Below are 26,067 nucleotides of genomic sequence, written 5' to 3' on the forward strand. Positions count from 1 at the left end.
GACGGCACCCAAACCGCCGATTGATCTGGCACCCTGGACGCCCGTGCAGACCGAACGGGCGAGTGGTGGCGGGCAGGGCGATCGACGGGACCTGAAAGTGATCGTCGGGGCGGCGATCATCCGGGACGGGCGGGTGCTCGCGTGCGCGCGTGCCGCCCCGCCGGAGGTGGCCGGCATGTGGGAATTCCCTGGTGGAAAGGTCGAACCGGGGGAGACCGAGACCGACGCGCTGATCCGGGAGTGCGTCGAGGAACTGGCCGTACGCGTCGAGATCGGCGACCGGGTCGGCCGCAACGTGCGGATGGCCCACGGTCGGTCGGTGCTGAAGGTGTACGCCGCGCGATTGGTGGGCGACGACGAGCCGCAGGCCCTGGAACACGAGGGGTTGCGCTGGCTGGCCGCCGACGAACTGGACTCGGTGACCTGGCTCCCCGCCGACGCACCGATCGTGACGGCCCTACGGCCCCTGCTCAAAACCCTGTAACGCCGCACGAAGGTTCCCCGGAGCCGGAGCCGGAGCCGGAGCCGCGGCGCGGAAGCGCAGGAGCGCGGTGGGCGCGGTGGGCGCGGGCGGGCGCGCGGTGGGCACGGGCGGGCGCGCGGTGAGGGCGGAGTGCAGCGAGGGGCCGGCGGCTGTGCCGCCGGCCCCTCGCGTTGTCCGTTTAGTGCTTGTCCTGGTCCGGGTGGGCGAAGTTGAGCTCGTCCGGAGGCAGCGGGAAGGTCACGTCGTCGCCGAACGGCGACGGCGCGGCAGGCCTGTCGAACGTCAACTCGGTAAGCGGCAGCTTGCCCCGCTCGTCGACCGCTGGCGCGGTCGGGTGGGGCACCTCCCGGTGCCAGTTGACGCCGCTCTGCGCCTGCGCCTCGGCCTGCGGGTCGTGCGAGCCACCCGCGTGCGAGTGCACCCCGCCCCTTGCCGCGCCCGGCGACGTCGCCGAGCCCTGACGGGCGGTGGTCACGCTGGTCTGGGGCGTCTCGCCCCGACGGAAGATCTTGCTACCAAGCCACACAAGGGGATCGTACCTGCGGTCGACGACCCGTTCCTTCATGGGGATGATCCCATTGTCAGTGATCTTGATGTGCTCGGGGCAAACCTCCGTGCAGCACTTGGTGATGTTGCAGAAGCCGAGGCCCTGTTCGGCCTGTGCGTACTCCTTGCGGTCGGTCCGGGCGTCCAGCGGGTGCATGTCCAGTTCCGCTGCCCGGATGAAGTACCGCGGGCCGGAGAACGCCGGCTTGTTCTCGTCGTGGTCACGGATCACGTGGCAGACGGTCTGGCACAGGAAGCACTCGATGCACTTGCGGAACTCCTGCGAGCGCTCGACGTCGACCTGCTGCATCCGGTAGTCGCCCGGAGCGACGTCCGCCGGTGGGGCGAACGCCGGCGTCTCCCGCGCCTTCTCGTAGTTGAACGAGACGTCGGTGACCAGGTCCCGGATGATCGGGAAGGTGCGCAGCGGGGTGACCGTCACCGTCTCGGTCTCCTCGAAGGTCGACATCCGCGTCATGCAGCCCAGCCGCGGCTTGCCGTTGATCTCCATGGAGCAGGAGCCGCACTTGCCGGCCTTGCAGTTCCACCGGCAGGCCAGGTCGGGCGCGTCGGTGGCCTGCAGGCGGTGGATGACGTCGAGGACGACCTCGCCCTCGTTCACCTCGACCATGTAGTCCTGAAGGTCACCGCCGGACTCGTCGCCCCGCCAGATCCGGAACTGACGCTTCGCGCTCATCGGTTGTCCGCCTCTCCAGCGTCGGCGACGAGAGCGTCGAAGTCGGCGAGCTCCTCGTCGGTGAGGTACTTGGCCAGCTCCGCCCGGTCGAAGAGGCCGATCAGCTCCGGCCGCATCTTCGGCAGCGGCTTACGGGTCAGCTGTACGGTGTCGCCGTCCAGCGAGCAGACCAGGTTGACCTGCCGCCACTTCGGCTCCATCGCCGGGTAGTCCTCCCGGGTGTGCCCGCCGCGCGACTCCTGCCGCTCCAGCGCCGCCTTCGCGGTGCACTCCGAGACCACGAGCATGTTGCGCAGGTCCAGGGCCAGGTGCCAGCCCGGGTTGTAGCGCCGACCGCCGACAGCGCTCACCTTCGCCACCCGCTCGCGCAGCTCGGCCAGCCGTACGAGCGCGTCAGCCAGCTCACCCTCGCGACGGATGATGCCGACCAGATCCCCCATGACCGCCTGGAGGTCCTGCTGGAGGGTGTACGGGCTCTCGCCGGTGTCCCGCTGCAGCGGCGCGAGAGCGGTCTCCACAGCCGCCTCGACGGCGTCCACGGCGACCTTCGGCCGGGCGTCCAGCCCGTCGGCGTAACTGGCCGCGTGCCCACCGGCCCGCTTGCCGAAGACCAGCAGGTCGGACAGGGAGTTGCCGCCCAGCCGGTTGGAGCCGTGCATGCCACCGGAGACCTCACCGGCGGCGAACAGCCCGCGTACGTGGCCGAAGGCCGCACCCGAATCCGGGTCCACCTCGACGCCGCCCATCACGTAGTGACAGGTCGGACCGACCTCCATCGGCTCGGCCGTGATGTCGACGTCGGCCAGTTCCTTGAACTGGTGGTACATCGACGGCAGCCGTCGCCGGATCTCGTCGGCCGAACGCCGGCTCGCGATGTCCAGGAAGACGCCACCGGCGGGGGAGCCCCGACCGGCCTTGACCTCGCTGTTGATAGCGCGGGCCACCTCGTCGCGGGGCAGCAGCTCCGGGGGACGGCGGTTGTTGTCCGGGTCGGTGTACCAGCGGTCCGCCTCCTCCTCGGTCTCCGCGTACTGCTTGCGGAAGACGTCGGGGACGTAGTCGAACATGAACCGCTTGCCCTCGGAGTTCTTCAGCACGCCGCCGTCACCGCGGACCGACTCGGTGACCAGGATGCCCTTCACCGAGGGCGGCCAGACCATGCCGGTCGGGTGGAACTGGAGGAACTCCATGTTGATCAGAGTCGCCCCGGCGCGCAGCGCCAACGCGTGACCGTCGCCGGTGTACTCCCACGAGTTCGACGTGACCTTGTAGGAGCGCCCGACGCCGCCGGTCGCCAGCACCACGGCGGGCGCCTCGAAGAGGATGAACTCCCCGGACTCCCGGTAGTAGCCGAACGCGCCGGCGACCCGGTCACCGTCGAGCAGCAGCTCGGTGATCGTGGTCTCGGAGAAGACCTTGATACGCGCGTCGTACGAGCCGAACTCGCGCTTGTCCTCCTGCTGAAGCGAGACGATCTTCTGCTGGAGTGTGCGGATCAGCTCCAGGCCGGTGCGGTCGCCGACGTGCGCAAGGCGGGGGTACTCGTGGCCACCGAAGTTGCGCTGCGAGATCTTGCCGTCCTTGGTGCGGTCGAAGAGCGCGCCGTACGTCTCCAGCTCCCAGATGCGCTGCGGCGACTCCTTCGCGTGCAGCTCGGCCATCCGGAAGTTGTTGAGGAACTTGCCGCCGCGCATGGTGTCGCGGAAGTGCACCTGCCAGTTGTCCCGGCTGTTCACGTTGCCCATCGCGGCGGCGGCGCCGCCCTCGGCCATCACAGTGTGCGCCTTGCCGAAGAGCGACTTGGAGATGATCGCGGTCTTCTTGCCGGCGAGCCGGGCCTCGATCGCCGCGCGCAGACCGGCGCCGCCGGCCCCGATGACGACGACGTCGTAGTGGTGTCGTTCGATGCGAGTGGTAGTGGTCATGTCGGGGGCCCTTTAGTTGATGAACCGCAGGTCGGAGAACCAGCCGGCCGCCAGCGCCATGATGTAGAAGTCGGCCAGCGCCAGGGTGCCGAGGGTGATCCAGGCGAGCTGCATGTGCCGGACGTTCAACGCCGAGACGAACGTCCAGGCCTTGTAGCGCACCGGGTGCTTGGAGAAGTGCTTGAGCCGGCCACCGATGATGTGCCGGCAGGAATGGCAGGAGATCGTGTACGCCCAGAGCATCACCACGTTGCCCACCAGGATGATGTTGCCCAGGCCGAAGCCGAAGCCCTCGGGGGAGTGGAAGGCGAGGATCGCGTCCCAGGTGTTGATCAGCGAGATGATCGCGGCGGCGTAGAAGAAGTAGCGGTGCAGGTTCTGGCCGAGCAACGGGAAACGGGTCTCACCGCTGTACTCCTTGTGACCGTCCGGGACGGCGCAGGCCGGCGGCGACAGCCAGAACGACCGGTAGTAGGCCTTGCGGTAGTAGTAGCAGGTGAGCCGGAACAGCAGCAGGAACGGCAGCGTCAGTGCCGCGTCCGGGATGATCCACCAGCCGGGCAGGAACTGGCCGAAGTGCGAGGAGCCCTCGACGCACCGGTCCGTCACACAGGGGGAGTAGAACGGGGTCAGGTAGTGGTACTGGTCCACCCAGTACCACTTGTGCATGAAGACCCGGACCGTCGCGTACGCGACCCAGGCGCTGAGCCCGATCACGGTGATCAGCGGGGCGATCCACCATCGGTCGGTACGCAACGTCTTCGCCGCGATGGCGGCGCGTGCCCGCGCTCCCCGCGGCTTCGTTGCCGTTGAAGTCATTCGAGTCGTCTCCTCGGCGGGCCCGTACGGGCGGGCTGATCTATCTCCGGTCGGCACGCGGCCCGGCGAACCGCACCCGCTGCCACGTCATGCGCACACCAACGACCACGCCGGATGACCGGCGCAGCTAAGTGACACACGTTACGCCGATCTTTGCGGGCCGTCCGCGCAAGGGAGTGTCCCGTGTGTCTGGCCTGCGGAAAAGCCCTGGCACGCCGATCAATGGCTCGATGTTAAGAAGATCACTCTCCGCCCGGCTGATCAGCCCGAGGCGCCTCCCGTGAAGTGCCAGGACGCCAGTCGCACCGACGGGGCCGTCCACCACGTACCGTCCACCCGGTCCGGTTGACGCACGGGCCGAGCGCCGAGCGCCAGCACCGCGCCCGGCCCGAGTGCCCTCGGGTACGACTCGGTGAACCTGAGGTCGCGTACCGCCCGCACGACCGTGCCGTCCTCGACGAGCCACACCCCGTTACGTGTCAACCCCGTGACGACAAGGCTCTTCGGGTCGAGGACACGCGTGTACCACAGATCGGTGACCAGCAGCCCGCGTCGCATCCCGGCGACCAGCGCAGCGGTGTCGGTGTCGACGACCGCGCCGGCCGCCGTGCCAGTGGTGCTCCGACCCACAGCACTGGCCGGGCCGGCCGCGGCACCCGCGAGACGCAGGTTGCGGGCCATCGGGCCCCAGGTGGCACCGCCCGCGATCGCGTGCCCGGTGGACTCCGCACCAGCCTCGGCGGCCGTCCGCCGATCGTGGGCCACCGCCCGGGTCGTGCCCGCGTCCACCAGGGTCAGCGCCCGCCGGCCGGTGCCCTCCGCGTCGAACGGCAACCCCGACGCGCCCAGTGGATCGTCCACCACTGTCACCTGTTGATCGAACTGGGCAACCCCGGGCTCGGCGAACGACTGCCGCTCGGCGTACCGCTTGCCGTTGAAGCCGTACCAGGACAGGTTTTGCAGCAGGTCCGCCACGGCGGCCGGCTCGAAGACCACCTCGTAGTGCCCCGGCGGCAACTCGACCGGGTCGGCCGCCGCCCGCGCCTTCGCGGCGGCGTGCGCGCCCAACTCCGCGCCGTCCAGGTCGGCCAGCCGGTCCGCGCAGCGCCGCGCGACCCCGTCCGCGCCGTCGCGACGGGCGATGCCGTCCATCGCCGCCTCCACCGCGCGGCCGTACGCGCTGTGCCCCGCCGAGTTGGCGAACGCAGACGAGCGGTGCGCGGTACGGCAGTAACCCGCAGTGGTGAGGTCACCGGCGGCGGCAACGAACGCGCGTACCCGATCGGCACGCTCATCCGGCTCGGCGTGCGCGGTGGCCTCGTCGACAGGCGGAGCGTCCGGCACGGGTGCAGGCGGGGCCAGCCCTGGCCAGCCCGAATCGGGCGGGCAGAGCCGCGCCGCGGTCAGGGTGCGCTCCACCAAGGCCCGCAGTCCGTCGACGGTGACCACGCTGCCGCTGCCGGCGGCCGTCCGGCCGTCGACGTGCAGCCGCAGCCGGACACCGACAGTGGATTCGGAGACGTTCTGGTGGATTGCCGAGTTGGCGAACCGCGTCAGCGCCAGGTCCGCGCGGGTCACGACCACCTCGGCCTGAGCATCCGGTCCGCCGAGCCGCCGCACCAGCTCGACAACCTGCCCCGCCAGCTCGACCTCCGTCGACCCGCTCACGCTGAGCCACCTTTCGTTCGCGACTGCGGGGCTCGCAAACCCGGCTCACTCCTCGCGCTCACGCTGACACCCCCACCCGGACGTTGCGGAAGCGCGCCGGCGCGGCCGGGTGACCGGTGTGCCCGGTCTGGCCGGGTTGGCCCTTGCCGCAGTTGGGCGTCCCCCAGGACACCGTCTCGCCGGAGAGCATGTCCATCGAACGCCAGAAGAGCGGGCCGATGCCCGTGTACGTGGGATTACGCAGCATCCGCCCCCGCCGACCCTTCTTGATCTCCCAGCCGACCTCGCAGCCGAACTGGAAGTTGAGCCGCTTGTCGTCGATCGACCAGGACCGGTTGAGGTCCATCAGCACCCCGTCGTCGGTAGCCGTGATGATCTCCTCCAGGGTGTGCGGGCCGGGTTCCAGGCCGACGTTCGTCATCCGCACCATCGGCAGCCGCGCCCACCCGTCGGCGCGTACGCTGCCGCCGTAGTCGAGGCCGGCCACGGCGGCCGAGTCCCGGCCGGCGAGCACCCCCACCCAGCGACCGTCGCGGACCGCGTCCCGCTTTACCGCCGGCGAGCCCTCGTCGTCGAAGCCGAAACTGCCCAGCGCGCCGGGGATGGTCGGGTCGATGGTGATGTTCATCAGCTCGGAGCCGTAGCGCAGCGAGCCGAGCTGGGCCAGATCCAGCCAGGACGTGCCGGCGAACGCGGCCTCCCAGCCGAGGATCCGGTCCAACTCGATGGCGTGCCCGACCGACTCGTGGATCTGCAGGGCCAACTGCTCGCCGCCGAGGATCAGATCGGTCTCGCCGGCCGGGCAGGGCGGTGCGGTCAGCAACGCCCGGGACTCCTCGGCGATCTGCGCGGCGTGCGCCGCCAGGTCGAGCGACTCGACAAGCTCCCAGCCGGTGGTGCCGTACTGCCCCCGGTAGCTGGGCCAGGACCGTCGCTGCGTCTCGCCGTCGCCGATCGACGTGGCCGAGATGCCCCCGCCGCACTCACGGATCCGCTGGTCGATCCGGTGGCCCTCGCTGGACACGAACCACTTCGCGGTGTCCCAGATCTGGTAGAGCCCTTCGGCCAGGTCGGCGCCGTGCCCGACCATCGTGCGTGTCGCGTCGACAAGCAGGTCGCCCTTGTCCGACAGCGGCACGCCGAGCGGGTCGATCTGGCAGTCGGAGGCCCAGGTCGCGGTCACCGGCTGGCTCGGCACCAGGTCGACCGGCGGACCGGGCACCCGCGCGCTCGCTGCGGCCGTCCTGGCCGCGCGCCGGCCGGCGTCGCGGGCGGCGGCGTCCGACAGATCGGGTACGGCGTGAAAGCCCCAGCTCGACCCGACAAGCGCCCGGACGCCGAGGCCGATGCTCTCGTCCTGGGTCAGCTCCTCCACATCGCCGTTGCGAGCGGTCATCGACTCGTAGCGGCGGTGCATCACCCGTGCGTCGGCGTAGCGGGCGCCGGCGTCGAGTGCGGCCTGCACGGCGGCGGTGGCCGCGTCGAACTCGGTCATGCGACCGACCCTAGGCCAGCCGACCGACAGCCGTCAGGGGAGCAGATCTTCCGGTCGGATGGTGGCCCACACCGGTTCCGTCAACTCCAGAACCCCACGTGACCTTGACGCTACTGGCGTCGCCCGCGCCGTAGCCCTCCGCGCGCCGTAGCCCGATCCCGCCACGCCCCCGCCCTGTCCCGCTCCGCGGGCCGCCAGATCACGCAACATCCTTGTTGTCGTGGTGTCGGCGCGTCGGTGATGCCACTACATCCTGGTTCGAGCGTGACCCTTGACGGCGGTCGGGCTCCCAAGCCCTGTTCCCGGTCTCTCGGGGGCGGCGTTCGTCGTCAAGAATCGCGCAGCATCGGGGATGTTGCTGTCTCTCGGGTACTGGAGGCAGCAACATCGGGGAAGTTGCGTAGATCTTGGCGTGGGGCGCGATCAGGAGATGAATGGGCGTGGATGGCGAGGTGACGGGGCTGCGGGGCCGATGCCGACTCGTTACGCTCGGCCCCGCTGACAGGCGCTGGCGTCGTAGCTTATTTTCACCCTCGGGACTTGCCTGTAAGTTCTCTTCGTCACTGAGGGGAGGCGGCCGTGGACAAATCGGATCCGGCGCCGTCCGGGGGACCGGACGACCATCCCACCGTGCCGGCGCAGCGCGGCAACGAGGACGCCTACCTGCGGGTGAGTGACCTGCGGGTCCGGTTCGACACCTCCGACGGCGTGGTGCGCGCGGTCGACGGGGTGTCGTTCGCCGTCGAGCGTGGTCGCACCCTCGGCATCGTGGGCGAGTCCGGCTCCGGCAAGAGCGTCACGTCGCTTGCCATCCTCGGCCTGCACGACCCCAAGCGGACCACGATCACCGGGGAGATCTCCGTCGGCGGCCGGCAGGTGGTCGGCCTTGCCGACGAGGAGGTACGCCGGCTGCGCGGCCGGGACATGGCGATGATCTTCCAGGATCCGCTGTCGGCGCTGCACCCGTACTACACGGTGGGCCGGCAGATCGCCGAGGCGTACCGGGTGCATCACCCGAAGGCCAACCGGCGCGAGGCCCGCCAGCGGGCTGTCGACATGCTGGAAAGGGTCGGCATCCCGCAGCCGGCACGGCGCTTCGACCAGTACCCGCACGAGTTCTCCGGCGGCATGCGGCAACGGGCGATGATCGCGATGTCCCTTGTCAACGACCCGGCGCTGCTGATCGCCGACGAACCGACCACCGCGCTGGACGTCACAGTGCAGGCGCAGATCCTGGACCTGCTCGCCGACCTCCAGGCCGAGTTCCAGTCGGCGATCATCCTGATCACCCACGATCTGGGCGTGGTCGGCCAGGTGGCCGACGAGGTGCTTGTCATGTACGGCGGGCGGGCCGTCGAGCACGGCAGCGTCGAGCAGGTGCTTCGCTCGCCGCAGCACCCGTACACCTGGGGGTTGCTCTCCAGCGTGCCGTCGCTGCACGGCGACGCGGACGCGGACCTGCTGCCCATCCCCGGCAACCCGCCCAGCCTGATCAACCTGCCGTCCGGCTGCGCCTTCCACCCGCGCTGCCGCTACGCGGACCGCAACGGCGACCGGTCCCGCACGGAGGTGCCCGAGTTCCTCCCGGCCGGCGCGGACGGCCATCTGGTCGCCTGCCACCTGAGCGCGCAGGAGCGCGCCGAGCGCTACGCCGAGGACGTCGCATCCGTGGGGGTGGCGCGATGAGCGAGGAACCGCTGCTGCGGGTCCGCGGCCTGACCAAGCACTTCCCGGTACGTCAGGGGCTGCGCTCCACCGGCCTGGTGCGGGCGGTCGACGGGCTCGACTTCGACGTGCGCCCGGGCGAGACGCTCGGCCTGGTGGGGGAGTCGGGCTGCGGCAAGACCACCACCGGCCGGATGATTGTGCGGCTGTTGGAGCCGACCTCCGGGACCATCGAGTTCGACGGACGGGACATCACCCACGCCGGGCGGCGCGAGCTGCGACCGTTGCGCCAGGAACTCCAGATCATCTTCCAGGACCCGTACGCCTCGCTGAACCCCCGGCACACAGTCGGGCGGATCGTGGCGATGCCGTTGCAGGTCAACGGGATCAAACCGCCGGGCGGGGTCAAGGCCCGGGTGCAGGAGTTGCTGGAGCTTGTCGGGTTGAACCCGGAGCACTACAACAGGTACCCGCACGAGTTCTCCGGCGGTCAGCGCCAGCGCATCGGTATCGCCCGCGCGCTCGCCCTGCGGCCCAAGCTGATCGTCGCCGACGAGCCGGTCTCCGCGCTGGACGTCTCGATCCAGGCGCAGGTGGTCAACCTGCTGCGCGACCTGCAACGGGACCTCGGGCTGGCGTTCGTGTTCATCGCGCACGACCTGGCCGTGGTGCGGCACTTCTGCCAGCGCGTCGCGGTGATGTACCTGGGCCGGATCGTGGAGATCGGCGATCGGGCCGACATCTACGAGCGCCCGCAGCACCCGTACACCAGGGCTCTGCTCTCGGCGATTCCGGACGTCACCCAGCTCGGCCCGGCGGGCCGGATCCGGCTGACCGGGGACGTGCCCACGCCGCTCGACCCGCCGTCGGGCTGCCGGTTCCGCACCCGGTGCTGGAAGGCGCAGGACGTCTGCGCCACCGAGGAGCCGGCGCTGGTGCCGCGCGACGGCGGCAACCAGGCCACCGCCTGTCACTTCCCGGAACCACCCGGCGCCGGTCCGGAGGCGGGGGCCGGCGTGGGCGTCGCGCAGGGGCGCGGGGCCGCAGCGAACGTCGAGGAGGTGTCGTCGTGAGCCTGTCGCCGGTGGAGGGTGTGGCGCTGGCCGAGATCGAGTCCGGCGCCGACCCGGGGGAGCCCGCGACGAAGGGCGTCGTCGGCCGTTCGCCCGGCCAGCTCGCCTGGCTGCGCTTGCGCCGGGACCGGACGGCAGTGGTCAGCGGCGGTCTGCTGATCTTCTTCATGCTGCTGGGGTTGGCCGCCCCGCTGATCGAGATGGCGTACGGGATCGGCCCGCGCGAGCAGTTCCAGAACCTGCTGGACGGTTTCGGGATGCCGCTGGGCTACGCCGGTGGAGTCAGCGGGGACCACTGGTTCGGCCTGGAGCCGGGGCTGGGCCGGGACATCTTCATCCGGCTGATCTACGGGCTGCGGACGTCGCTGTTCATCGCGTTCGCGGCGGCTCTGATCACCGCGACCATCGGGGTCGTGCTCGGTGCGCTCGCCGGCTACCTCGGCGGCTGGCTCGACGCGGTGATCAACTGGATCACGGACCTGACCCTGGCCATGCCGTTCCTGATCATCGCGCTGGCGCTGACCCCCACGATCACGCTGCGCTTCTACGGCGAGCGGGGGCAGGTGTCGGCGGCCTTCGGCGTGGGTGTGCTGATCGCCGTCTTCGCCATCTTCGGCTGGACCAGCACGGCCCGACTCGTACGCGGGCAGGTGATCGCGCTGCGCGAGCGGGAGTTCGTGGAGGCGGCCAAGGCCAGCGGGGCAGGGCTGGGGCACATCATCTTCCGGCAGCTCCTGCCGAACATCTGGGCGCCGATCCTGGTGTCGTTCTCCCTGGCCGTGCCGCAGTTCATCACCAGTGAGGCGGCGCTGTCGTTCATCGGCGTCGGGCTCAGTGACGAGACGCCGAGCTTCGGCCGGATGATCTACCGCAGTCTGGACTTCCTCCAGACCGACCCGGCGTACGTGTTCTTTCCGGGCATCACGATCTTCGCGCTGGTGTTCGCCTTCAACCTCTTCGGCGACGCGTTGCGTGACGCGCTCGACCCGAAGTCGTCCCGGTAGGGGTAACTCATGGCGCGATTTCTGATCAAGCGGCTCTTCTCCGCCGTGCTGACCCTGTTCGCGGTGAGCGTGCTGACGTTCCTGATGTTCTTCGCCCTGCCACGCGACCCGGTCACCAGCATCTGCTCGAAGAACTGCAACCCGGAGCGGCTGGAGCGGGTCCGCGACGACCTGGGTCTGAACGACCCGCTGATCAGCCAGTACGCCGGCTACATGAAGGGCATCTTCACCGGACGGGACCTGGGCAGCGCCCAGGGCGGCAGGTGCGACGCACCCTGCCTGGGCTGGTCGTACGTCACCAACGAGGCTGTCTCGGACACCATCGCCCGGGTGCTGCCGGTGACGCTGAGCATCGTGATCCCGGCGGCGATCCTCTGGCTGCTGCTCGGTGTCGGGCTGGGCATGGTGTCCGCGCTGCGTCGGGGCACCTGGCTGGACCGGGCCGCCATCGGCTTCTCGCTCACCGGCGCCTCGTTGCAGCTCTACTTCGTGGGCGCGGTGCTGCTGCTGGTGTTCGTCTACAACCTGCGGTGGCTACCGGTGCCCAGCTACACGTCGATCTTCGACAATCCGGCGAAGTGGGCCAGTGGGCTGGTGCTCGCCTGGGTGGCGCTGGCGTTCCTGTTCTCGGCCATCTACGCCCGGCTGTCGAGGGCGCAGATGCTTGAGACGCTGTCGGAGGACTTCGTCCGCACGGCACGGGCCAAGGGCCTTGCCAAACCCAAGGTGTACGGGCGGCACGCGCTCCGCGCGGCGATCACCCCTGTGGTGACCATCGCCGGGATGGACGTCGGCGGGGCGCTGGGCGGCACGGTGATCACCGAGACGACGTTCGGCATCCAGGGGCTGGGGCGTACGGCTGTGGACGCCGTCCGCTCCGGCGACCTGCCCACCATCATGGCCACCGTGCTGATCGCGGCCGTCTTCGTGGTGTTGGCGAACGTGCTGGTGGACCTGCTCTACGCGGCCATCGACCCCCGGGTGCGACTGCGGTGACGTCGGCTGCCCGCCGCGCCGCCCGATGGCGAAACTTATCGACAACTGTTACACAACTCGTAGGTTTTCTTCCTTACGATCCTCGGGACGTCGGCGGTTCTCGCCCCGACGAAACCGCACGGCACATGGGTGAAGGGGGTACTTCATGAGACCACGCGTGGTGGCTGCCGCAGGCGGCGCGATCGCTCTGGTTGTGGCATTGGGTGCGTGCTCGAAGAACACGGGCGAGGGCACCACTGTGGACACCGAGCGCAAGCAGACCGGGGTCATCGCGACCGACCCCAAGGACTCGCAGGGGCCGGCGGCCGAGGTCGAGGGCGCTGCGAAGGGCGGCACCTTCACCATCATCCGGGAGTCGCCGATCTCCCACCTGGACCCGCAGCGGACGTACTCGTTCGCCGGTCTGATGACCAACCCGCTCTTCGCCCGCTACCTGACCACCTGGAAGGACGACGGCAAGGGCGGCCTGGTCCTGGTGGGTGACCTTGCCGAAACCCCGGGCAAGAACGTCAACAACGACTGCAAGGTCTGGGAATTCAAGGTCAAGGACGGGGTGAAGTTCGAAGACGGCCGGCCGATCACCTCCAAGGAGATCGCGTACGGCATCGCCCGCTCCTTCGACCCGGACCTGTCCGGCGGCCCGACCTACATCCAGGAGTGGCTGGCCGACAGCCCGCAGTTCGACACCGCGTGGGACTTCAAGAAGAACAAGACGTCGCTGCCGCCGGGCCTGAGCACGCCGGATGACAAGACCCTGCGCTTCGAGTTCGCAAAGCCCCGCTGCGACCTGCCGTTCGCGGTCTCGCTGCCGACCACCGCGCCGCTGCCGCCGGACAAGGACACCGGCGTCGACCTGGACAAGCAGCCCTTCTCGTCGGGCCCCTACAAGGTCGCCAAGAACCAGGTAGGCGTGCAGATCACCCTGGACCGCAACCCCAACTGGGACCCGAACACCGACCCGGTCCGGCACCAGTACCCGGACCAGTTCGTCTGGACCTTCGGCCCCACCGCCGACGCCGCGAACAACCGGGTGATCGCCGACAACGGCGCCGACCAGAGCGCGCTCGCCTTCAACGGCGTACCCGCCTCGCTCGTCGCCAAGGCGGTCGGTGACGTGTCGCTGAAGTCGCGCAGCATCCTGTCGCCGACGCCGAGCGCCAACCAGCTCGTCATCAACAACCAGCGGGTCAAGGACCTGAAGATTCGCCAGGCGCTCAACTACGCCATCGACCGCGAGGGCATGATCAAGGCGCTCGGCGGGCAGACCGTCGCCGCGCCGCTGACCACGCTCATGCCGCCGGCCACCATCGGCTACAAGGCGTACGAGGCGTACCCGGCGGGCCCCAACGGTGACGTCGCCAAGGCCAAGGAACTGCTCGGCGGGCAGACGCCCGAGCTGGTCCTCGGTGTCGCCGACAACACCACCGAGCAGCAGCAGGGCGCCCAGCTCAAGGCCAACCTGGAGCGCGCCGGCTTCAAGATCACGCTGCGGAACATCTCGGACGACGCCAAGCTCGACGAGATCAAGAAGAAGGACAACCCCTGGGACCTGTACATCGGTAACTGGGCGGCGGACTGGCCCAGCGGCGCCTCGATCCTGCCGGTGCTCTACGACGGCCGCACCATCAAGGCCGCTGGCAACAGCAACCAGTCCTACTTCAACGACCCGACGATCAACGCCGAGATGGACCGCATCCTGGCGCTGGCCCCGGCCGAGCAGGGCCCGGAGTGGGCGAAGCTCGACGAGCGGATCATGAAGGAGCACGCGCCGGTGGTGCCGATGTACGTCGACGTGGCCTACTTCGTGCACGGGTCCAAGGCCGGCGGTGTCTTCGTCTCCAGCGTCTTCGGCTACCCGTCGTTCGTCAACGCGTACGTCAAGCCGTAAGTTCCCGCACCACAGCAAGGGTCCCCTCCCGACGACGTCGTCGGGAGGGGACCCTTGCTGTGAAGATGGCATTGTGAAGGCGATCTACCCAGATGACGGCGACGGCGCCCAGGGGACCCCTGCGGAGGCCGTGCCCGGCCTGCGCCCCGAGACTGGCGATGCCACGTCGCTCACTCTCGACGTCGATGGAGAGACGTTCGCTCTCCGCCGAAACGAGTGCAACGGCACCGACTACACGTGGCTCAGCGGCCCGAACCCCGGCTACGGATTCGGAATGAGTCCGACTCTCGACCTGTCGCTCGACGAGCACAGGGAGAACATTCGCGACTTCCTGGCCATGGTCGACCCCGCCACCGGACGCATCGAGGACTGACACCGACCAGGCAGGGCAGATCTTGGACACTTACCGTCAAGCGATGACGGAAACTGTCCAAGATCCCGAATGGTCGGATCTGCCGGTCGTTCAACGGAACTTGCGGGCGGTCGATTCCAACCCCTCGCGGTAGGCGGCCCACCACGCCTCGTCGCGGTCGACCACGTTGTCGCCGGGCCGCCGCCAGCCGACCTGGCCATCGACCAGCTCACGCACGATGTCGGCGTGCCCGGCGTGCCGGTTCACCTCGGCGAGCATGCGCACGAGGATGTGGTGCAGGGTCACCGGTGTGTGGCCCCACCACCGCACCGAGCCGGGCGCGTCGATCGCAAGCGTGTCGATCGTCGCGTCCGCGTGCGCCCAGGCTCGATGCCACAGGCCGATGACATCGTCGCGGGACTCGTCCGCCGTGGCCCACATGTCCGCGTTCGGCTCGCCGTCCTCGTCCAGACCTGGGACGAACTCGGGAAGAGGCCTGTCGAACGTCTCACCGAAGTACCCGGCGGCCATCGCTGCCACGTGCTTTACCAGCCCGAGCAGGTTCGTGCCGGTCGGCACGAGCGGCCGCCGTACGTCGTGCTCGGAAAGCTCGTCGAGCTTTCCGAGCAGCGCCTCGCGTGCCTCCCGTAGGTACAGATGGAGATTCGCCTTGGCGTCGAGGTCCGTCATGCCGCCCAGGATTGCATCCCCGCGATGCCTCCGTGTGCCCCGCGCGCAGTGGCATGGGCGGACGGTGGCGGGCCGGTCGGTCAGGCGAAAAAGTGATGCAGCGCCGCGGTCAGGTCGTCGGGGTTCTCCTCCGCGACGTGGTGTCCGGACTCGATCGGGTGGCCACGGAGATCGGTGGCCCACTGCCTCCAGATGGCGAGCGGATCACGGTACAGCTTCTCCATGTCGTCCTCCGTCGACCAGAGGAAAAGCGTCGGGCAGCCCACGGTGCGGCCGGCGCGCCGGTCGGCTTCCTCGTGCTCCCGGTCGACGCCGAGGCCGGCGCGGTAGTCCTCCAGCATCGCCCGGACGGTGGCGGGATCGTGAATTGCCTGCCGGAACTCCCTGTAGTTCTCGGCTCCCATGATCTCGGGCCGTGCCCTGCTCGCGTACCAGGCGTCGGGATCGGCGTTGATCACCCGCTCCGGCGTGTCCGGCTGAGCGAAGAAGAACCAGTGGTACCAGTCGCGGGCGAAAGTGGCGTCGCAGCGCGCGAGGGCCTCGCTGATGGGCACACCGTCGAGAACGACCAGGCGGTTGACCGCGTGGGGATGGTCCAGTGCCAGACGCAGCGCGACGTAGGCGCCGCGGTCGTGCCCGACGACGGAAAACGTCGGGTGGCCGAGGGCGTTCATAAGCCGGACCAGGTCCGCTGCCACGGCTCGCTTGGACTGCTGAGAGTGGTCGGAGAGGATCCGGGCCCTCCCCGACTGCCCGTAGCCGCGCATGTCCGGGCAGACGACTGTGAACCCGCGATCCACCAGTTGCGGCGCGACCCGGTGCCACGTCGATCCGGTACGCGGATGCCCGTGGATGAGGAGGACCGGACGCCCTTGCCCCGCGTGCCGGACCCGAAGTTCCACTTCCCCGACGTCGATCCGCTCGTCCGCGAAGCCCTCGAACATGAGCGACAAGTGTCCAGCAGGCTCGTCAGGTAAACGTCGGCGCAGATCCTCCGACTCGGCCAGCTCGGCTCCACTCTGGCGAGGCAGGCGGTGATCCCGGATAGGTTCGTGCGGTGAGTGACCCGTTGCCAAGCGGAGGTATCCGGGTGTCGCCCGGTGACCTTCCGGCGCTCGAAGCCCGCTGGGCGGGGTGCTGGACGCCGCACGACGTCTGGCAGCGCCTGGCCGGCATCTCCGTGCCTTGGTTTGTGGCGGCGGGCTGGGCGCTTGACCTGTTCCGTGGTGAGCAGACCCGCGACCACCACGACATCGAGATCGGCGTGCCCGCCCGGCGGTTCCCGGAGATCCGCGAGCGCTTCGCCGAGTTCGCCGTCGATGCGGTCGGCGACGCCCGGATCTGGGAAGCGGCGACGCCGCAGGTGCTGAATGCCACCCGGCAGACGTGGCTGCGCGATCCGGCGACCGGACGCTACCTGCTTGACGTCTTCCGTGAGCCGCACGACGGCGACACGTGGATCTGCCGGAGAGACGAGACGATCAGGCTGCCCTACGCCGAGATCATCAGGCACACCGTGGACCGGATCCCCTACCTGGTACCCGAGCTCGTTCTTCTCTTCAAGGCCAAGCACGTACGCCCCAAGGACCAGGCCGACTTCGACGGCGCTCTCCCGCTGTTGAGCCGTACCCGGCGTGAGACGCTGTCCAGGCTGTTGACGCGGGTACATCCGGGACACGCCTGGCTGGCAGCCTTGTCGACCCGTCCGTGACGAGGGCTGTCGTAGCCAGCGCCTAGCCTGTCGGGGTGAGCATGAACGGCAACTGGCTGCGGGTTTCCCCGGACGAACTGGAGCAGGCGAGGGCTGACCTCAACTGGGCCTACGAACTCGCCATGACGGAACGGGACGGCGACTCCGAGCGCTGGACCGGCACCGACAAAGCATGGAACGGGCTTGACTTCCTCCTCGATCGGCTGGGCTTCGAGATTCCACTGGTCCTCGGCGCGGAGAGCTTCGTGGAATTTCCCGACGTCGAACCCGACAGCGAGGAGATGTTCGACTTCCTGGAGAACCTCGAAGATGACTGGGGCTACGGGCCGCCCTCGTACCTGACACCGGCCCAGGTGGCGGCAGCGGCGTCGCAGTTGGCCGCGCTAACCGAAGACGACCTCGTCCGAGGCGTCGACCCGCAGGAGTTGAAACGGGCCGACGTCTACCCCGGGCCCTGGGAAAGCCCCGACGAACTCGCGTGGGCGGCCCACTATCTGCCCGACGTCCGGAGCTTCTTCGCGGCAGCCGCCCGAGATGGTGCCGCGGTGATCTGCTGGCTCGACTGAAGCCAATGTGAGCGTGGTCGAGGTCCGTTCCACGGACCGTGCGGGCTCGCGCCGCCACCACCAGAACGTCCATGTCCTTGCGCCGAAGCCGAAGCCGAAGCCGACCGAAACCGACCCGGACCGGCGGCGCGCCCGTGCCGGCCGCGCTTGGGTCGTGCCGCGCTGTCTACGGCGCGGGTTCGAGTACGACGACTGGGATCTGCCGGGTCGTCTTCTGCTCGTAGTCGGCGAAGCCTGGATACGCGGCCTTCTGCGCGTTCCAGATCCGTTCCCGCTCGTCCCCGGTGGCAACCCTGGCGACCAACTCGACGGTGTCCGTGCCGATCTCCGCGCGCACCTGGGGCTGGGCGAGCAGGTTGTGGTACCAGTCGGGACTTGTGGGCGCACCGCCCTTGGACGCGAACACGGCGTAGCCGCCGTCCACCTTCTGGTACATCATCGGGTTCACGCGAGTCTGGCCGCTCTTGGCGCCGACCGTGTGCAACAGCAGCAGCGGCGTGCCCGCGAAGTTGCCGCCGACCTGCCCACCGTTGGCCCGAAACTCTTCGATGACTTTGTCGTTCCAGCCGCTCATCGGTTCTCCTGCCCACGCGTCGACACTCGATCACGAATCCTGACAGTCTCGGCCAGAACGTGCCACCGCGCCGGCCACCCACTCCCCGAGCCGACCACCCAAGATTCACGGCGGGGGCGAGCAGGACGGTTCACAGCAGATGGGTACGCAGGAAGTCCAGCTCCAGCGGCAGCAGTCGCTCGGCGGTGCCGTTCGCGGCCATGTGGGTGGCGCCGGTCAGCGGCAGTACGGCGTGCGGCCGGCCGGTGCTGAGCAGCGCCGCCGAGAGCCGCAACGTGTGCGCGGCCACCACGTTGTCGTCGGCCAGGCCGTGCACCAGCAGCAACGGGCGCGCCTGGTCCCGGCTGGTGACCGGTTCGGCGGCCAACTCGATGAGCGAGTGGTGCGCGTACACGTCCATGCCGTCCTCCGGCATCCCCAGATAACGCTCGGTGTACGCCGTGTCGTACAGCGCCCAGTCGGTCACCGGGGCGCCCGCGATCCCGCACTTGAACAGCTCGGGGTGGCGCAGCACCGCCAACCCGGCCAGCCAACCCCCGAACGACCAGCCGCGCACACCGACCCGGCTCAGGTCCAGGTCCGGGTGTTTGCCGGCGAGGGCTGTCAACGCGTCCACCTGGTCGGTAAGGATCACGTCGGCCACCCGCCGGTGGATCGCCTTCTCGAACGACGGGGCAACTCCCGGCGTACCCCGGTTGTCGATGGTGACCACAGCGAACCCGGCGTCGGCCCACCACTGCCGCTCCAGCCAGGCAGCGCGGGCGGCCACGACCTCCTGGTGGCCGGGGCCGCCGTAGACGTCCAGCAGCACCGGCAGCCGGCGGCCCGTCACGTGGTTGTCGGGGTAGAGCACCGCCGCCGGCAACCGCCGGTCGGTCACCCGCTCGAGCAGGGGCAGCGGAGAGTACGGCGGGTTGGCGGCCAGCGACAGTAGTTCGGCTACCTGCTGCCCGGCGCGGGACACCGTCCACCGCACCCCGGCGTGGTCCAGCGTCGCCGTCCCGACCACCAGCACGTCCCCGCCCACGGCCGCCGTGTGCCACCCCGAGTCGGTGGTGATCCGCCGGGCGTCCACTCCGCCGCCGATCGTGGTGCGGACCCGGAACAGGTGCCGCTCGCTCGGCTCGCCGTCGCTCGCCTCGACCAGCAGGTCGGCCGGACCGCTCTTCGCCGGCAGTCGACCCACCACCCGCCGCACGTACAGCGACGGTGGGGTGAGCAGGGTGCCGTCGGCGAACAGGCAGCGCGCGTCGTACCCGTCGTGGGCCAACTCTCCGCCGACCAGCACCCGGCCGTCCGGCAGGTGCGCCGGGGTGCCGGCGATCGGCTCCACCCAGCGCGGATCGGCCAGTTCGGCGTGCACCTGTGTCTCACCGGTACGCGGATCCACAGCGAGCACCAGCCCGTGCTGCTGCGAACGGCGCAGCACGGTGATCAGCGGACTGCCCTCGCCCCAACTGACCCCGGTCAGGTACGGGTAGGTCTCCCGGTCCCAGTGCACGTCGACCCAGCCGTCGTCAAGGTCAAGCAGATGCAGGCTGACCTCGGCGTTGGGCCCACCGGCACGGGGGTACGCGACGGCTGTCGGCGGGCTGCCCGGCTCGGCCGGGTCGTGCAGGTGCCAGCGCTCCAGCCGGGACTCGTCCACCCGGGCGGCGAGCACCATCCGACCGTCCGGCGCCCACCAGTAGCCTCGGTAACGACCGAACTCCTCGGCCGCGATGTGCTCGGCCAACCCCCAGCTCACCCCGGCGTCCTCGCCGGCCAGCAGGGTGTCGGTGCCGTCGGCCTCGATCACCCGCAGCTCACCTCGACGTACGCCCTCGGCCGCGTCGGTCACGTACGCCAGCCGCTGCCCGGTCGGATCCGGCCGGGGGTCGAGCACCGGGCCGACGGCTTCGACCTCGACCACGTCGCCGTGCACCAGATCGGCCCGGAACAACCGCCCGGCCAGCGCGAACACCGCCACCCGACCGGCGGCGTCAAGCGCGTACGAGCCGATGCCCGCGGCGGTGAGCCGCAGCCGCTCGCGCAGCGCCCGCTCACCGGGGGAGAGCGCCCGGACGTCACCGTCGGCGCCGAGCAGGGTCGCCGGGTCGGCCACCAGCCGCTCCTCGCCGGTCGCCACGTCCAGCAGCCAGAGCGCGTCCGCCGGATCCTCTGGCCCGGAGGAACGCAGGAAGATCACCCGGGAGCCGTCCTCGGCCACCGAGACCGCGCGTGGCGCGCCGTGGCTGAACCGGCGGGTGCGGGCGGCCAGTTCCGGAAAGTCCACAGGCCAAATCGTAGAGCCGCGCCGGGCGTGATGTGGCCGACCTGGGCGGACGCGTTGACGATGCCCCGATGGAACCGCCAGTTAGAGTGACCGCGTGACGACGCTGCCCGACCGCCGCCTGCTGCTGGTCCACGCGCACCCCGACGACGAGTCGATCGGCACCGGCTCGACGATGGCCCACTACGCCGAGGCCGGCGCACACGTCACGCTTGCGACCTGCACCCTCGGCGAGGAGGGCGAGATCCACGTACCGGCTCTGTCGCAGCTCGCCGCCGCCGAGGCCGACCAGTTGGGCGGCTACCGGATCGCCGAGCTGGCCGCGGCCTGCGCCGCGCTCGGCGTCACCGACCACCGCTTCCTCGGCGGCGCCGGCCGCTACCGCGACTCGGGCATGATGGGCCTCGCCACCAACGAGCACCCCCGCGCCTTCTGGCAGGCCGACCTGGACGAGGCCGCCGGGCACCTGGTGGAGATCATGCGGGAGGTACGCCCGCAGGTGCTGATCACGTACGACCCGAACGGCTTCTACGGCCACCCGGACCACATCCAGGCGCACCGGGTGGCGATGCGTGCTGTCGAACTGGCAGCCGCCGAGGGCTGCGCACCGCTGAAGGTCTACTGGACGGCCATGCCGCTGAGCGTGCTGGAAGCCGGCCTGACGCACTTCGCCGAGTCCTCCGACAACCCGTTCGCCAACATCAAGGATGCCGCCGAGCTGCCCTTCGGCACCCCTGACGACCAGATCGCCGCGCGGATCGACGGCACGGACCAGCACACCGCCAAGGAAGCGGCGATGCGGGCGCACGCCACCCAGATCCCGGCGACCTCGTGGCTCTACTCGATCGCCGGCAACTTCGGTGGCGAGTTCATGGGGGTGGAGTTCTTCACCCTCGCAGTCGGCGAAAAGGGTCCCGGCACCGGCCCGTACGGCTGGGAGGACGACCTGTTCGCCGGGCTGCCCGAGGAGGCCGGCCCGGATCGGTCGCCGGTCGCGGCAGCCGGCCTCCGGTGACCCTGCCCGCCGCCCCGATGCCGGTCGTGGAGGACCAGGAGACCCCGCCCGAGGCGGGGCCGCCGCCGCGACTGCTGGATCTGGGCCTGCGACTGACCGGCGGGATCGTCGCTGTGGTGGCCGGTGTGGTGACAGGTGTGCTGGAGTTGCTGCTCGCCACGTTCCGGATCGGCGGTCAGCTCGTCGGTGTCTCGGTGCTGCTCGCCATCGGCGCGAACATCGCGCTGAGCTGGTTCGCGTACGAGGCGGTCGGTCGCCGGTGGGCGGTGGCGCTGCCGGCCGTACCGTGGTTTGCCCTGATGGCGGTGGCAGCGGTCCGCACCAGCGAGGGCGACCTCCTGTTGGCTGGCGACAACTGGGTCGGCTTGGCCATGATCGTGGCTGGCGCGATGACCTTCGCCGTGATGGGCTTCCGGCAGATTCTCGCCCCACCGACCAGCCCTGGCGGCTGATGACGCCACCGGTGTGTGGGTGGTAGATATTCCTGCCAGGGAAGCGGCCCCATGACGGGGCGTACGGCAGGAGGTCGTCCGATGGACAGACGGTGGCGTGACGTCGGCGTGCTGGCGGGAGCGTTGTTCGCGGTCAACGTCGTCGCCCGACTGGTCACGCGGTTCGGTTTCGACGGCGACGACGCCGCAGCCGACCGGGTGTCGCTTGTGATGTTCCTGGTGATCGGTCTGGTCCTGGCCGTGGTCGCCTTCCGCTGGGGGTGCCGCAGGCCGCTGGGCGCCTGGGCGGGCGACGTCGTCGTCGTGGTGCTTGTGGCGATGGCGCTTACCGTGCTGGTCGGGCCGTTGCTCGTCGGCCACAATCCGTTCGCCGGTGGTGCTGGCACGTTCTTCGCCCAGATCTGGCTCTACCTGCTCGCGACCGGCGCCGGAACGCTTGTCGGCTACCTTGTCGCCACAGCTCTCGGTCGTGACTACCGTTCCCAGCAGCTCAAGCGGTTCGCCGAGGTCAAGGCCGCCAAGCCGCGCCGCGTCGTCCGCCGCTGACCCGCCGCGCGGTCGGAGTCAGTGCGGGGCCACCCGGGTCAGGTACGTGTGGTGCGTGGTGAACCCGAGGCGCCGGTAGAGCGCGACCGCCGCCGTGTTGCGCTGCTCCACCTGGAGGAACACGTGCGTCGCGCCGGCCGACGCCCCCCATTCGGCGAGTGCGTCGATCACCCGGCGGGCCAGCCCCTGCCGGCGTGCGGCAGGTAGCACCTCGATGAGGCTGAGGCCCAACCAGCGCCCCTGGCCGGTCACCGTGCCTCGGCCGATCGCCACGAGCGTGCCGTCGGCGTACACGTGGGCGAAGCGGACCTGGTCCACGGCGGTGAGCACGTGTCGGGCGGCGTCCGGCAGGCCGCCCTTGCGGCCTGCGGCGATGGCCAGCCACTCCTCGGTCGGCGCGGTCACCAACTCGACGACCGCGTCGCCCAGCCGACCGACGTCGCCAGCAGGCCCCTGGTCCGCGGGTGTGGCATCGAGCCTGCCGCCATCCGGCGTGGCGGCCGCACCGGACGTGTCGCCTTTTTCGGGGGCGGCGATGGATGGCAGGGGGAGTGGAGCGGTCTGGACGAGTGTCGGCGGGCGGGTGGTCCAGCCGCGGGCGTCCAGTTCGGCACCGACGGGCGCGGCGAGCGGCAGCGGCGTGTTGATGATCGCCGGTTGGCCCTGCTCGGCGTACCAGCGCTCGACCGCGTCCACGGCGGCGGGCAACGGGCGGTCCGGGTCGCCGATCGGCAGCGCGGAGTTGGCGCGGCCGGTCCAGCCCTCGGCGGAGCGCAGCAGCCATTCGCCGAGGCGGCTCCGGGTGGGCGCGGGCCAGGCTTCGTCGGCGGCCCGTTCGAGCGCCACCACCGACGCGGCGGTCGGCCGGCGGGTCGGCGGTACGCGCTTGGCCCGGTGCACCTGCGCCACCGGCACTCTCAGATTGCCCTTTGCGGTGGCAAGCGTGAGATGGGTCTCGCTCAACTCCACGAGCTCACCGAGGGCATCGGAGAATAGCGGGCGACCTTCGCGAACCCCCACAATCCGGCGGACCACGATACGGTGTCCCACATCCTGCTGTCGGAGCACGATCGACCCCCTCCCCGGCGAGATACTAGGCTCTTACCGTCGCGGGAGATCGCGGCGCGTCTTGCGGAGGAGAAGACCGGTGACCTACATCATCGCCGAGCCGTGCGTGGATGTGCTCGACAAGGCATGCATCGAGGAATGCCCGGTCGACTGCATTTACGAGGGCAACCGGATGCTCTACATCCACCCCGACGAGTGCGTCGACTGCGGTGCCTGTGAGCCTGTCTGCCCCGTGGAGGCGATCTTCTACGAGGACGACGTTCCGGAGCAGTGGAAGGACTACACGGGCGCCAACTACGAGTTCTTCGAGGACCTGGGCTCGCCCGGGGGCGCTTCGAAGATCGGCAAGGTGGAGAAGGACGCCACGTTCGTCGCCGCGCAGCCGCCGCGCGGCGAGGGCCACTGAACCGGCCCGCGCCGGTCTCGTCGCGGCTGCCCGAGTTCACCTGGGACACCCTGGACGCCGCGGCCACCCTGGCCGCGGCGCATCCGGAGGGTCTGATCAACCTCTCCATGGGTACGCCTGTCGACCCGGTGCCCGAGGTGATCAGGCAGGCGCTCGCTGACGCGTCCGATGCTCCCGGCTACCCGCTGACCGCCGGCACTCCGGTGCTGCGTGACGCCATCGCGGCCTGGGTCGCCCGCGCCTGTGGCGCCGGGGTCGACGGGCTCGGCGTGTTGCCGACCATCGGCTCCAAGGAGCTGGTCGCCTGGCTGCCCACACTGCTGGGCATCGGCCCGGGCGACGTGGTCGTGGTGCCGTCGATCGCGTACCCCACCTACGAGGACGGGGCGCGGCTGGCAGGTGCCACGGTGGTCCGCGCCGACTCGCTCACCGCTGTCGGGCCGACCTCCCGCGTCCGGTTGGTGTGGGTCAACTCGCCGGGCAACCCGACCGGGCAGGTGCTGCCCGCGGCGCACCTGCGCAAGGTTGTCGACTGGGCCCGTGAGCGCGGCGCGGTGGTCGCCAGCGACGAGTGCTACCTGCCGCTGGGCTGGTCCGCCGAGCCGGTCTCGGTGCTGTCCCCGCAGGTCTGCGGCGGTGACTACGCCGGGGTGCTCGCCGTGCACTCGCTGTCCAAGCGGTCAAACCTCGCCGGCTACCGGGCCGGGTTCGTGGCCGGTGACCCGGCGCTCGTCGCCGAGCTGTTGAAGGTCCGCAAACACGCCGGGATGATCGTGCCCGCGCCGGTGCAGGCCGCCATGGTGGCCGCCCTGAGGGACGAGCAGCATGCCGCCGAGCAGCGCGAGCGCTACCGAGCGCGACGTGAGGTGCTGACCGACGCGTTCACCGGCGCCGGCTTCACGATCGAGCACTCGGAGGCCGGCCTCTACCTCTGGCTCACCCGTGACGAGGACTGCTGGGCGACCGTCGACTGGCTGGCCCGGCGCGGCATCCTGGTCGCGGCCGGCGTCTTCTACGGTCCCACCGCCCAGCGGTACGTCCGGGTGGCGCTCACCGAGTCCGACGAGCACGTCGCCGCTGTCGCCGACCGGCTCCGGGCCTGATTCCGGGCGGCCGGCGATGACCGACGGCACGACCGGGCGGTACGCCGGAGTGCGGGCGGCGGTGCTCGGCACCGGCCTGATCGGCGGTTCGGTGTTGCTGCGCCTCGCCGACGCCGGCTTGGACGTCGCCGGCTGGGACCCGGATCCGGCGACGCGGGAACGGGCCCGGGAACGCGGCTTGAATGCCCCGGCCACTGTCGAGCAGGCCGTCGCCGGTCGGGACGTGGTATTCCTCTGCGGCCCGCTGCCCACATTGCCCCGCACGCTGGCACAGGTCGCCGAGCTGACCGCGCCGGACTGCGTGTTGACCGACGTCGGTAGCACCAAGGCAGAGGTGGCCGAGGCGGCCGGCAGTCTCGGGCTCACCGACCGGTTCGTCCCCGGGCACCCGATGGCCGGCGCCGAGTCCGCTGGCCTGACAGCCGCCTCAACGACGCTCCTCGCTGGCGCAGCCTGGGTGCTCTGTCCGGCGACGGGCGCCGCGACGCTCGCCTTCCGCTTGTTGACCGGGCTGCTTGTGGAGGTGTTCGGTGCCCGGGTGGTGCCGATGTCCGCGCCGGAGCACGACTCGGTTGCCGCTCTCGCCTCGCACGTGCCGCACCTGCTTGCCGGTGCGCTTGCCGGGGCAGTCCAGCGGTCGCCGCTGCGGGACGCGGTGCTGGCGCTTGCTGCGGGCAGCTTCACCGACGGCACCCGGGTCGCCGGCACGCCTGCCGAGCGGACAGCGAACATGCTGCTCGGCAACCGCGACCGGGTGCTGCAAGAGTTGGCCGCTGTGCGCGTACTCCTTGACGAGCTGGCCGCCGCGCTGTGGGCCGGCGACGCGACGGCCCTGACCGGCGGGTACGCGGAGGCGCGGGCGGCCCGGTCGGCGCTGCGCGGCCGCCGGTTCGTCGAGCTGGAGCAGGCTTTCCCGGCCGATGGGGACCATGCCGTCGAGGTGGCCTGGCTGTGCGGACTGGGCGCGGCGGGCGGGCACCTGACCGGCTGCCGGATCGACTCGGGTGCCGTCTCCTACACCGCGTGGCGGCCGGCGGCTGACTAGGCTGACA

25 protein-coding genes are annotated in these 26,067 nt (G+C 70.3%); 15 read left to right on the plus strand and 10 right to left on the minus strand.

Annotated elements, in window-relative coordinates:
* The first annotated feature begins 43 nt into the window (after positions 1–43).
* The gene (locus tag ACLQ23_RS15885) at positions 44–484 is read left to right on the plus strand and encodes a (deoxy)nucleoside triphosphate pyrophosphohydrolase (RefSeq protein ID WP_425734845.1); all 441 of its coding nucleotides are present in this window, start codon (positions 44–46) and stop codon (positions 482–484) included.
* Positions 485–662: 178 nt separating this feature from the next.
* On the opposite strand, the gene ACLQ23_RS15890 is transcribed toward ACLQ23_RS15885, so the two are convergent.
* The 5 genes from ACLQ23_RS15890 to ACLQ23_RS15910 all read right to left on the minus strand — a co-directional run bounded on the left by ACLQ23_RS15890 (position 663) and on the right by ACLQ23_RS15910 (position 7,634).
* Complete coding sequence (locus tag ACLQ23_RS15890) at positions 663–1,727, minus strand: succinate dehydrogenase/fumarate reductase iron-sulfur subunit (RefSeq protein ID WP_355590817.1); 1,065 nt, start codon at positions 1,725–1,727, stop codon at positions 663–665.
* Positions 1,724–3,652, minus strand: coding sequence for a fumarate reductase/succinate dehydrogenase flavoprotein subunit (locus ACLQ23_RS15895; RefSeq protein WP_425880766.1), 1,929 nt, complete (start codon positions 3,650–3,652; stop codon positions 1,724–1,726). Before ACLQ23_RS15895 ends, ACLQ23_RS15890 begins: the two co-directional genes overlap by 4 nt.
* Positions 3,653–3,664: 12 nt before the next feature.
* Positions 3,665–4,471, minus strand: coding sequence for a hypothetical protein (locus ACLQ23_RS15900; RefSeq protein WP_355590823.1), 807 nt, complete (start codon positions 4,469–4,471; stop codon positions 3,665–3,667).
* Between the two features lie 261 nt (positions 4,472–4,732).
* Positions 4,733–6,139, minus strand: a complete 1,407-nt coding sequence (locus ACLQ23_RS15905; RefSeq protein WP_425880767.1) for a TldD/PmbA family protein — start codon at positions 6,137–6,139, stop codon at positions 4,733–4,735.
* Between the two features lie 58 nt (positions 6,140–6,197).
* Positions 6,198–7,634: a TldD/PmbA family protein gene (locus ACLQ23_RS15910; protein WP_425880768.1), complete on the minus strand. Its 1,437-nt coding sequence runs from the start codon at positions 7,632–7,634 to the stop codon at positions 6,198–6,200.
* A gap of 630 nt (positions 7,635–8,264) precedes the next feature.
* Here ACLQ23_RS15910 and ACLQ23_RS15915 point away from each other — a divergent pair.
* The 6 genes from ACLQ23_RS15915 (at position 8,265) to ACLQ23_RS15940 (ending at position 14,633) form a co-directional block, all read left to right on the plus strand.
* The gene (locus ACLQ23_RS15915; protein WP_425734898.1) at positions 8,265–9,320 is read left to right on the plus strand and encodes an ABC transporter ATP-binding protein; all 1,056 of its coding nucleotides are present in this window, start codon (positions 8,265–8,267) and stop codon (positions 9,318–9,320) included.
* Positions 9,317–10,372, plus strand: coding sequence for an ABC transporter ATP-binding protein (locus ACLQ23_RS15920; RefSeq protein WP_425880769.1), 1,056 nt, complete (start codon positions 9,317–9,319; stop codon positions 10,370–10,372). The genes ACLQ23_RS15915 and ACLQ23_RS15920 overlap by 4 nt, the downstream gene beginning before the upstream one ends.
* Positions 10,369–11,376, plus strand: coding sequence for an ABC transporter permease (locus ACLQ23_RS15925; protein ID WP_355590835.1), 1,008 nt, complete (start codon positions 10,369–10,371; stop codon positions 11,374–11,376). Before ACLQ23_RS15920 ends, ACLQ23_RS15925 begins: the two co-directional genes overlap by 4 nt.
* A 9-nt stretch (positions 11,377–11,385) precedes the next feature.
* Positions 11,386–12,372: an ABC transporter permease gene (locus ACLQ23_RS15930; RefSeq protein ID WP_355590838.1), complete on the plus strand. Its 987-nt coding sequence runs from the start codon at positions 11,386–11,388 to the stop codon at positions 12,370–12,372.
* A 145-nt stretch (positions 12,373–12,517) separates the two neighbouring features.
* A complete protein-coding gene (locus ACLQ23_RS15935) occupies positions 12,518–14,260 on the plus strand; it encodes an ABC transporter substrate-binding protein (protein WP_425880770.1) in 1,743 nt (580 codons plus the stop codon).
* Positions 14,261–14,333: 73 nt separating this feature from the next.
* Positions 14,334–14,633, plus strand: coding sequence for a hypothetical protein (locus ACLQ23_RS15940; protein WP_355590844.1), 300 nt, complete (start codon positions 14,334–14,336; stop codon positions 14,631–14,633).
* 90 nt (positions 14,634–14,723) lie between these two features.
* On the opposite strand, the gene ACLQ23_RS15945 is transcribed toward ACLQ23_RS15940, so the two are convergent.
* Positions 14,724–15,302, minus strand: coding sequence for a DinB family protein (locus ACLQ23_RS15945; protein ID WP_425880771.1), 579 nt, complete (start codon positions 15,300–15,302; stop codon positions 14,724–14,726).
* 80 nt (positions 15,303–15,382) lie between these two features.
* Positions 15,383–16,246: an alpha/beta fold hydrolase gene (locus ACLQ23_RS15950; protein WP_425880772.1), complete on the minus strand. Its 864-nt coding sequence runs from the start codon at positions 16,244–16,246 to the stop codon at positions 15,383–15,385.
* Positions 16,247–16,359: 113 nt separating this feature from the next.
* On the opposite strand from ACLQ23_RS15950, the gene ACLQ23_RS15955 reads away from it, so the two are divergent.
* Together ACLQ23_RS15955 and ACLQ23_RS15960 are read left to right on the plus strand one after the other, a co-directional pair.
* Entirely contained in the window at positions 16,360–17,013 is a 654-nt protein-coding gene (locus ACLQ23_RS15955) for a nucleotidyltransferase domain-containing protein (RefSeq protein WP_355590850.1), read from the plus strand.
* Between the two features lie 41 nt (positions 17,014–17,054).
* Positions 17,055–17,579: a DUF1877 family protein gene (locus ACLQ23_RS15960; protein WP_425880784.1), complete on the plus strand. Its 525-nt coding sequence runs from the start codon at positions 17,055–17,057 to the stop codon at positions 17,577–17,579.
* A gap of 166 nt (positions 17,580–17,745) precedes the next feature.
* On the opposite strand, the gene ACLQ23_RS15965 is transcribed toward ACLQ23_RS15960, so the two are convergent.
* Both ACLQ23_RS15965 and ACLQ23_RS15970 read right to left on the minus strand, forming a co-directional pair.
* Positions 17,746–18,153, minus strand: coding sequence for a nitroreductase family deazaflavin-dependent oxidoreductase (locus ACLQ23_RS15965; RefSeq protein ID WP_425880773.1), 408 nt, complete (start codon positions 18,151–18,153; stop codon positions 17,746–17,748).
* Between the two features lie 130 nt (positions 18,154–18,283).
* Positions 18,284–20,428, minus strand: a complete 2,145-nt coding sequence (locus tag ACLQ23_RS15970) for a S9 family peptidase (RefSeq protein ID WP_355629863.1) — start codon at positions 20,426–20,428, stop codon at positions 18,284–18,286.
* Positions 20,429–20,522: 94 nt separating this feature from the next.
* Here ACLQ23_RS15970 and mshB point away from each other — a divergent pair, with 94 nt between their 5' ends.
* From mshB to ACLQ23_RS15985, 3 genes are all read left to right on the plus strand, one after another.
* A complete protein-coding gene (mshB, locus tag ACLQ23_RS15975; protein WP_425734848.1) occupies positions 20,523–21,440 on the plus strand; it encodes an N-acetyl-1-D-myo-inositol-2-amino-2-deoxy-alpha-D-glucopyranoside deacetylase in 918 nt (305 codons plus the stop codon).
* A gap of 17 nt (positions 21,441–21,457) precedes the next feature.
* Complete coding sequence (locus ACLQ23_RS15980) at positions 21,458–21,892, plus strand: hypothetical protein (RefSeq protein WP_355591396.1); 435 nt, start codon at positions 21,458–21,460, stop codon at positions 21,890–21,892.
* An 81-nt stretch (positions 21,893–21,973) separates the two neighbouring features.
* Complete coding sequence (locus ACLQ23_RS15985; protein WP_355590862.1) at positions 21,974–22,438, plus strand: hypothetical protein; 465 nt, start codon at positions 21,974–21,976, stop codon at positions 22,436–22,438.
* Between the two features lie 18 nt (positions 22,439–22,456).
* Here ACLQ23_RS15985 and ACLQ23_RS15990 read toward each other — a convergent pair whose 3' ends face one another.
* Positions 22,457–23,506 carry a GNAT family N-acetyltransferase gene (locus ACLQ23_RS15990; protein WP_425734849.1) on the minus strand — a complete coding sequence of 350 codons (1,050 nt, stop codon included), beginning with the start codon at positions 23,504–23,506 and terminating at the stop codon, positions 22,457–22,459.
* A gap of 79 nt (positions 23,507–23,585) precedes the next feature.
* On the opposite strand from ACLQ23_RS15990, the gene fdxA reads away from it, so the two are divergent.
* The 3 genes from fdxA to ACLQ23_RS16005 are packed head-to-tail and all read left to right on the plus strand — an operon-like array spanning position 23,586 to position 26,060.
* Positions 23,586–23,912 carry a ferredoxin gene (gene fdxA / locus ACLQ23_RS15995; protein WP_007464872.1) on the plus strand — a complete coding sequence of 109 codons (327 nt, stop codon included), beginning with the start codon at positions 23,586–23,588 and terminating at the stop codon, positions 23,910–23,912.
* Positions 23,909–25,015 carry a succinyldiaminopimelate transaminase gene (gene dapC / locus ACLQ23_RS16000; RefSeq protein WP_355591399.1) on the plus strand — a complete coding sequence of 369 codons (1,107 nt, stop codon included), beginning with the start codon at positions 23,909–23,911 and terminating at the stop codon, positions 25,013–25,015. The genes fdxA and dapC overlap by 4 nt, the downstream gene beginning before the upstream one ends.
* Positions 25,016–25,031: 16 nt before the next feature.
* Positions 25,032–26,060, plus strand: a complete 1,029-nt coding sequence (locus ACLQ23_RS16005; protein ID WP_425734850.1) for a prephenate dehydrogenase — start codon at positions 25,032–25,034, stop codon at positions 26,058–26,060.
* Positions 26,061–26,067 lie beyond the last annotated feature (7 nt).

This window comes from Micromonospora sp. DT41, assembly GCF_049841715.1.
In the GTDB taxonomy this organism is placed as follows: Bacteria; Actinomycetota; Actinomycetes; order Mycobacteriales; family Micromonosporaceae; genus Micromonospora; species Micromonospora profundi.